Origin of the sequence: Eisenbergiella sp. OF01-20 (genome assembly GCF_003478085.1) — a bacterium.
Lineage (GTDB): Bacteria > Bacillota > Clostridia > Lachnospirales > Lachnospiraceae > Eisenbergiella.
Genome location: NZ_QUES01000071.1, coordinates 1 through 6,637, shown reverse-complemented (window position 1 = coordinate 6,637; position 6,637 = coordinate 1). Strand labels below are relative to the sequence as shown.

The following is a 6,637-nucleotide window of genomic DNA, read 5'->3' as shown; positions in this document are numbered from 1 at the left end:
TACGCAAAGTGGATGTTAATTTCAGAATGTGGATGTTAGTTTAAATATTGACCAAAAGCAACTTTCATGGATTTGTGGGCAATTATTCATAATTATTTATAGGCTGATAATGGTAGAATATATTCATGATACGGCGTACGGTTGCTTCTTTGGGAGAAATCGGAACGCTGAAAATACGTATTACTCAAATTTCGCAGGTGCCAAATTTGAGTGTATTAGTAAAAGACCGTAAGGTCGGAAGGGGTGTCATTATGCGAAAGAATGTACAAATCAATAAGGACTGGTATTTTATTCTGGAGGATAACGAATTATTTTCTCAATGGGAAGCGGATGAGAGCAGCTTCAGGAAGCTGAATCTGCCCCATGACTGGAGCAACGATTATGAACCGGATGAAAAGGAAAAAACGGGCGGTGGCGGTGGCTATGGGAAATCCGGCATTGGCTGGTACCGGAAATATTTCACGCTGAATAATCTTGAGGAAAAGGAAAGGATCTATCTTTATTTTGAGGGAATCTATATGGATTCCACTGTCTATGTCAATGGAAAAGAAGCCGGCGGACACGGCTATGGGTATACCTCATTTTATGTGGATGTAACGGAGCTTGTCAGGGAGGGGGAGAATCTGGCCGCTGTGCGTGTAAAAAACGAGCTGGTGCCTAATTCCCGTTGGTACAGCGGCTGCGGAATTTACAGGGATGTTTATCTGGTACGTACCAGCGAAATACATTTTGATCATTTTGGAGTCCGTTGCGCCACAAACGGTATTTATGAAAAGCAGGATATGGCGCTGATGCAGATTCGTGCACGGATTGTCAATGACGGATGCTGTGCAGAAAATGTGGGAGTTTTGCATAAGCTGTATGACCAGGAAGGAAAGCTTGTTTCCGCATCGGGAATTTCTCTTCATCTTGAGCCTGGGGAAACCAGTGACTGTATGGTACGTCCTTCTGTTGAAGCCCCATGCTTATGGACGGATGAGACACCATATCTGTATACGTTGGTAAGCACTATTATCGCAGATGGCAGGGAGATGGATTTGTACAGCTGTAAGACGGGAATTCGGACGGCTGTATTTGATGCGGACAAAGGGTTTTTGCTGAATGGGAAAAGTGTGAAGATTAAAGGCATGTGCGTTCATCATGACTGCGGTCTGACAGGCGCGGTGGGCTACAGGGAAAGCTGGGAAAGGCGGCTGAAGGCTCTCAGGGATATGGGCTGCAATGGAATCCGGTGTTCTCATAATCCGCCTGTGCCCGTACTGCTGGATTTGTGCGACGAAATGGGTTTTCTGGTTATGGATGAGGCTTTCGATGAATGGATGCTTGCTAAAAATAAGACGGATAATTATTATTCAGAAGATCTGGCTTATGGATCAAGCATGTTTTTTATGGAACATGCAGTGGAAGACCTGACCGCAATGATCCGGCGTGATTATAACCATCCTTCCGTAATTATATGGAGTATCGGCAATGAAATACCCGAACAATCATCTGTGGACGGAGTGAAAATCCTTAAAGCACTGCAGGATGTGTGCCATGAGGAGGATTCCAGCCGGATGGTTACGTCTGCCTGTGATAACATTGCGGCCGTGGAACCGATCAGGACTCTCCGGGAGTTTGAAAATGCGCTGGATGTAGTGGGCTATAACTATGTGGGAAGATGGAGAGAGCGGGCGGAAACCTTTTACGAGGAGGATCGCCGGGAATATCCCGGGCGCTGCATGATAGGAACGGAAAATCCTTCCGCAGGGGGTGTAAGAGGGGATTATTCCGGGGAGGGAAGGTTCGGGGATTATGTGAACGCTTCCATGCATCATGAAGCGCTTTGGCGCTACACAGCCAGCCATGATTTTGTTTCCGGCGATTACCTCTGGACGGGAATCGATTATCTGGGAGAAACCAGATGGCCCGGACGCGGCGCCGCATCCGGCCCTCTCGATACGGCCGGGTTTAAAAAGGATACTTTTTATTATTTCCGTTCTATTTGGAATACAAAGTCTGTTACGCTTCATCTGGCACCCCAGTGGAATTTTGCAGGTCAGGAGGGGACTTATAAGCAGGTAATCTGCTACACAAACTGTGAAGAAGTAAAACTTTATATCAATGGCCGCTATGTAGGCAGCCGCGGGTATCAATGCCCGAGATACGGTGCGGTGCGTGTATGGAATGAGGGCTTTCATACATATGTTACGACAAACGATCTTCATCTTGTCTGGGATGTGGCCTATGAACCGGGAGTGCTTCGGGCGGAAGGGTATAAAAACGGAGAACTGGCGGCGGTGGATGAGGTGCAGACCACGGGTATGATGACGGAGCTGGAAGCGGATCTGGTTAATGGTAAAATTACAGCAGACAGCCTGGTACAAATTGAGCTTTCCGCAAGGGACAGTAAAGGGCGTTTTGTGCCGGATGCATGCCCGGCTATATCCTGTAAGATCGAAGGCCCCGCTCATCTTGTGGGGATGGATGCCGGGGATCTTTTGGATCTTACCTTGTATTCCAGTCCTGTCAGGAGAATGTTCAATGGCCTTCTTCTTGCAGCAGTCATGCCTGAGGAAAAAGGTGAGGTACGGATTACCTTTACTACAGAAGATGGTCTGACGGAAAAAGTGGAATTTGCCGTAGAATAAAAGTGGGAGGTTGAAGCTATGACAAACAGAGAACGTGCAATGAATATTTTACATTATAAGCCGGCAGACCGGCTTCCGGCTGTGCACTTCGGCTACTGGCAGGAACTTTTGGAGGAATGGGCTGATCAGAAAAAAATCCCCAGGGAATTGGCAGAGAAAAACTATGATGGCTCCGATAAGGATAGAGAACTGGACAAACGGATTGGCTGGGATTTTAACTGGGCTACCAAGGAAGGGATGCAGAGGGGGCTTTATCCTGAATTTGAATTTAAAATATTGGAGAATCTTCCGGATGGTTCCCAACGTGTTCAAAATCGTGTCGGCCTGATTGAGCGAATCAAACCCGGTATTGATTCTATCCCTTCGGAGGATGATTATCAGCTGAAGGACAGGGAAGCTTTTGAAACGATCTATAAACCTAAAATGCAGTATATGCCTGAACGCATCGATTTCGAATTTTATAAACATTTTAATGAAACAAGGCTACCGGACAGGCCGGTTGGGTTGGAGATAGGAAGTGTCCTGGGAGATATCCGCAATATGACCTCAGTTGTAGGTATGAGTTACCTTATTTATGACGAGGATGAGGAGCTTTTTGCGGATATTGTGGATACCTATGCGGATATGCAGTATAAATGTGTGGAAGCGGTTTTAGGAACCGGTGCAAAATTTGATTTTGCCCATTTCTGGGAGGATATCTGTTTTAAAAACGGCCCGCTTATAGCACCGGCTCTTTTTGAGGGGTTATGTGCAAAGCATTATAAAAAAAGGACGGCTCTCTGCCGTAAATATGGTATTGATATAATATCTCTTGATTGTGATGGGGTAGTGGAAAGCCTTCTTCCCATATGGTTTGAAAATGGCGTCAATACCATGTTCCCAATTGAAGTGGGAATATGGGGAGATCAGTTTGAAAAAGCCCGGAATACGTTTGGAAAGGGGATGCTTGGCGTAGGCGGAATGGATAAAACGGCGCTGCGCAAGGATAAAGCGGCTGTGGACGCGGAGATTGAAAGAATGAAGCATCTTGTCAGCCTGGGAGGTTTTATACCCTGCCCTGACCACAGACTGATGCCGGGTACCAAGTTCGAATTAGTTCAATATTATGCAGAACAAATAAAGAAAATAAATCTCTGATATTTTAGCAATTTTTCTATATAATCGAGCAAAAAAAGAGATGAGACGGGGGAGGGGTAAATGCTATACTAACTGCATATAGATTATCTCTTTATGTAATCTATGCACTTTATGCATAAGAAAAAACATAACTAGAGATGACGCAAAAAAACGGGAGGTATAGTAAATGAAGAAATTGGTAGCAAGTGTATTGACTGCAGTTCTTTCCCTTTCCCTGCTTGCAGGATGCGGCTCCGCCGACAGCGGCCAGAGCGGCAAAGCAACGGAAGCGGCGGCCGGTAATACGGCAGCTTCTGACGATGGCGGTGCAGCGCCTGCGGAGGAGCTTCTGGCATCTCTTCCTGCAACATTACAGGATGGAGATGTGAAGGCAACTCCTGAAATGTATCCGAATGTGGATTTCAGCAAGCCCTATACCGTAAATTTATACCTGATCGGTGATACCCCAAATGACTGGGACAAAGTCCTTGAACAAATCAATGAATATCTGGCTCCGTTTAATACGACTCTGAATGTGGAAATTATGGGCTGGGCGGATTATCCGACCATGTATTCCCTGGTATTGGCAGGCGGTGAACAAATTGATATGATTTATACGGCTCCCTGGTGTTATATGTATGTAGAAAATGCGAAGGGTTCCTTCTATACATATGACAGGGATTTTGTAAAAGAAAACATGCCGCTTACGGATAAATATCAGGCGGAAAAGAGCTATTCAGAAGCGACGGTTAACGGGAAGATTGTGGCAATGCCCTGCAATCAGGAAAAGCCGCAGAATAAGATCGTTGCAATCCGCCAGGATATTGCGGACAAGCATGGGATTGATAAGCTTGAAAACTGGGACGATTATATGAACTTCATGCTTACCGTTGCGGAAAAAGAAACACCTGAGTCCGGTATTTTGGCCCAGGCTTCCGCAACCAATAACAGTGAGCTTTGGGATGTGTACCGTCAGATGTACAATACCTTCTACATGTATGAAGGCGACTATCTGAAATATATGTATTCCTATAAAGAGGGAGAAAAACCTGCTATCGAAGATATTCAGCTTGCATGGAATACGGAAGCGTTCAAAAAGTTTGCGGATGATATGAAGACTCTTGCAGATGCGGGCTGCTGGTCCCGCAGTGCTTTGTCTAATACGATTACGGATGATGATGCATTCGGCGCACTTCAGGGCGCTTCCATCGCATGGAACGGCTCCGTATTTACCTTTATGAAAACGGCGGAGAAAACAGAAGGTGTACAGTGTACGGCATATGATCTTACAACTGACAACCTTGTACAATGTGAGGAATATAACAATTCCGATATGGCAATTGCAGCTGCGTCAAAGGATCCGATCCGTACTGCGATGGTGCTCGATATTCTGAAAATGGATACATACGTGAACAGACTGATTACATTGGGAATTGAAGGAGAGCATTATACGCTGGAAGGATTCAGCTTTACCAAGGGAGATGCCGCTGAAAATTATGTAAATAATAGTATTTCCCTGTCCTGGGGCGTAAATAACGGACTTTATGAGGAAGCAGGACAGATTCCCCGTGAAAAGGAAATGTATGATTCATGGGAGCCCAGGATTGTTTCCAATCCTACAATTTCTTTTGTGTTTGACGATACGCCGGTATCTGATTATGCTTCTGCCTGTAAAACGGTACTGAATGATTATATACCGTCACTCCAGCTTGGACTGGTTGAAGATGTAGACGCTTCTCTTGCAGAAATGAATAAAAAGCTCGAGTCATCCGGAATTGACAAAGTGGAAGAAGAGCTGACGAAGCAGTATGAAGCATGGCTTGCAACTCAATAAAGCAAAGTGGAAAAATGGCGGTACACCCGCCATTTTTCTTCCAAAAGGCTGGAGGAAAAAAGATGAAGCAGAATTATAAGGTTAAACCGGCAAAAATGCCGCTTCACAAATTAATTAAAAAGCATTGGATGCTGTTTCTTATGCTGCTGCCTGCGGTGATATATGTCGTGATTTTTTCCTATGTTCCCATGACAGGCATAGTGCTGGCATTTAAAAAATACAATTATAACGGCGGAATTTATTTTTCACCCTGGAGTGGTCTGAGTAATTTTAAAGCGCTGATGATATCAGGTAAATTATGGTCGGTAACCAGAAATACCATTCTTTACAATATTGTGTTTATTTCTCTGGGCGTAGTTCTGGAGATGGGCAGCGCAATACTTCTGAATGAAATCCGGAATAAATATTTTAAAAAGGTTTCCCAATCTTTTATGTTCCTTCCTTACTTTATAAGCTGGGTAGTCGCGGGAGCAATTGTTTATAATATATTCAGTTATGAACGCGGTGTTGCAAACAATGTCATTTCAGCGCTGGGCGGAAGCAGATTCGATCTGTATAATACACCGGCGGCTTGGCCTTTCGTTCTAATCTTCCTGAAGATGTGGAAGCAGACAGGCTATGGTTCAGTAGTTTACCTGGCGGCAATTACATCGATGGATCAGGAAATGTTTGAAGCAGCTTCTCTGGACGGGGCAAATGCGTGGCAGAAAATTCGGTATCTGACCATACCGTCTCTGGTGCCTACCATGATGACACTTGTATTGCTGGCAATCGGAAACATCTTCCGCGGAGACTTCGGATTGTTTTATCAGACTGTTAAATCCAGCGCACTGTTGGAACCGGTCACGGATGTTATTGATACCTATGTATTCCGTCTGCTGATTTCAACCGGAGATATTGGTGTTTCAGCAGCCGCAGGCCTGTATCAGTCTGTTCTCTGTTTTATAACCATTATGTGTGCAAACGCACTGGTTAAAAAAGCAAACCCGGATTATGCCCTGTATGGTAGTGTCAAGTGAATTATGAAAACCCGAAGCCGGGTGAACTGGCAACATTA

General features: G+C 45.0%; 4 protein-coding genes. All 4 read left to right on the top strand.

Features of this window, described 5'->3' with window-relative positions; all coding sequences use genetic code 11:
• Positions 1-251 precede the first annotated feature (251 nt).
• On the top strand, positions 252-2,630 hold the full coding sequence (locus DXA36_RS32225) for a glycoside hydrolase family 2 TIM barrel-domain containing protein (RefSeq protein WP_118683595.1): 2,379 nt from the start codon (positions 252-254) through the stop codon (positions 2,628-2,630).
• Positions 2,631-2,648: 18 nt separating this feature from the next.
• Positions 2,649-3,767, top strand: a complete 1,119-nt coding sequence (locus DXA36_RS32220; protein ID WP_118683594.1) for a hypothetical protein — start codon at positions 2,649-2,651, stop codon at positions 3,765-3,767.
• 166 nt (positions 3,768-3,933) lie between these two features.
• Positions 3,934-5,580, top strand: coding sequence for an ABC transporter substrate-binding protein (locus DXA36_RS32215; RefSeq protein WP_118683593.1), 1,647 nt, complete (start codon positions 3,934-3,936; stop codon positions 5,578-5,580).
• A gap of 62 nt (positions 5,581-5,642) precedes the next feature.
• Complete coding sequence (locus tag DXA36_RS32210; RefSeq protein WP_207666395.1) at positions 5,643-6,599, top strand: ABC transporter permease; 957 nt, start codon at positions 5,643-5,645, stop codon at positions 6,597-6,599.
• Positions 6,600-6,637 lie beyond the last annotated feature (38 nt).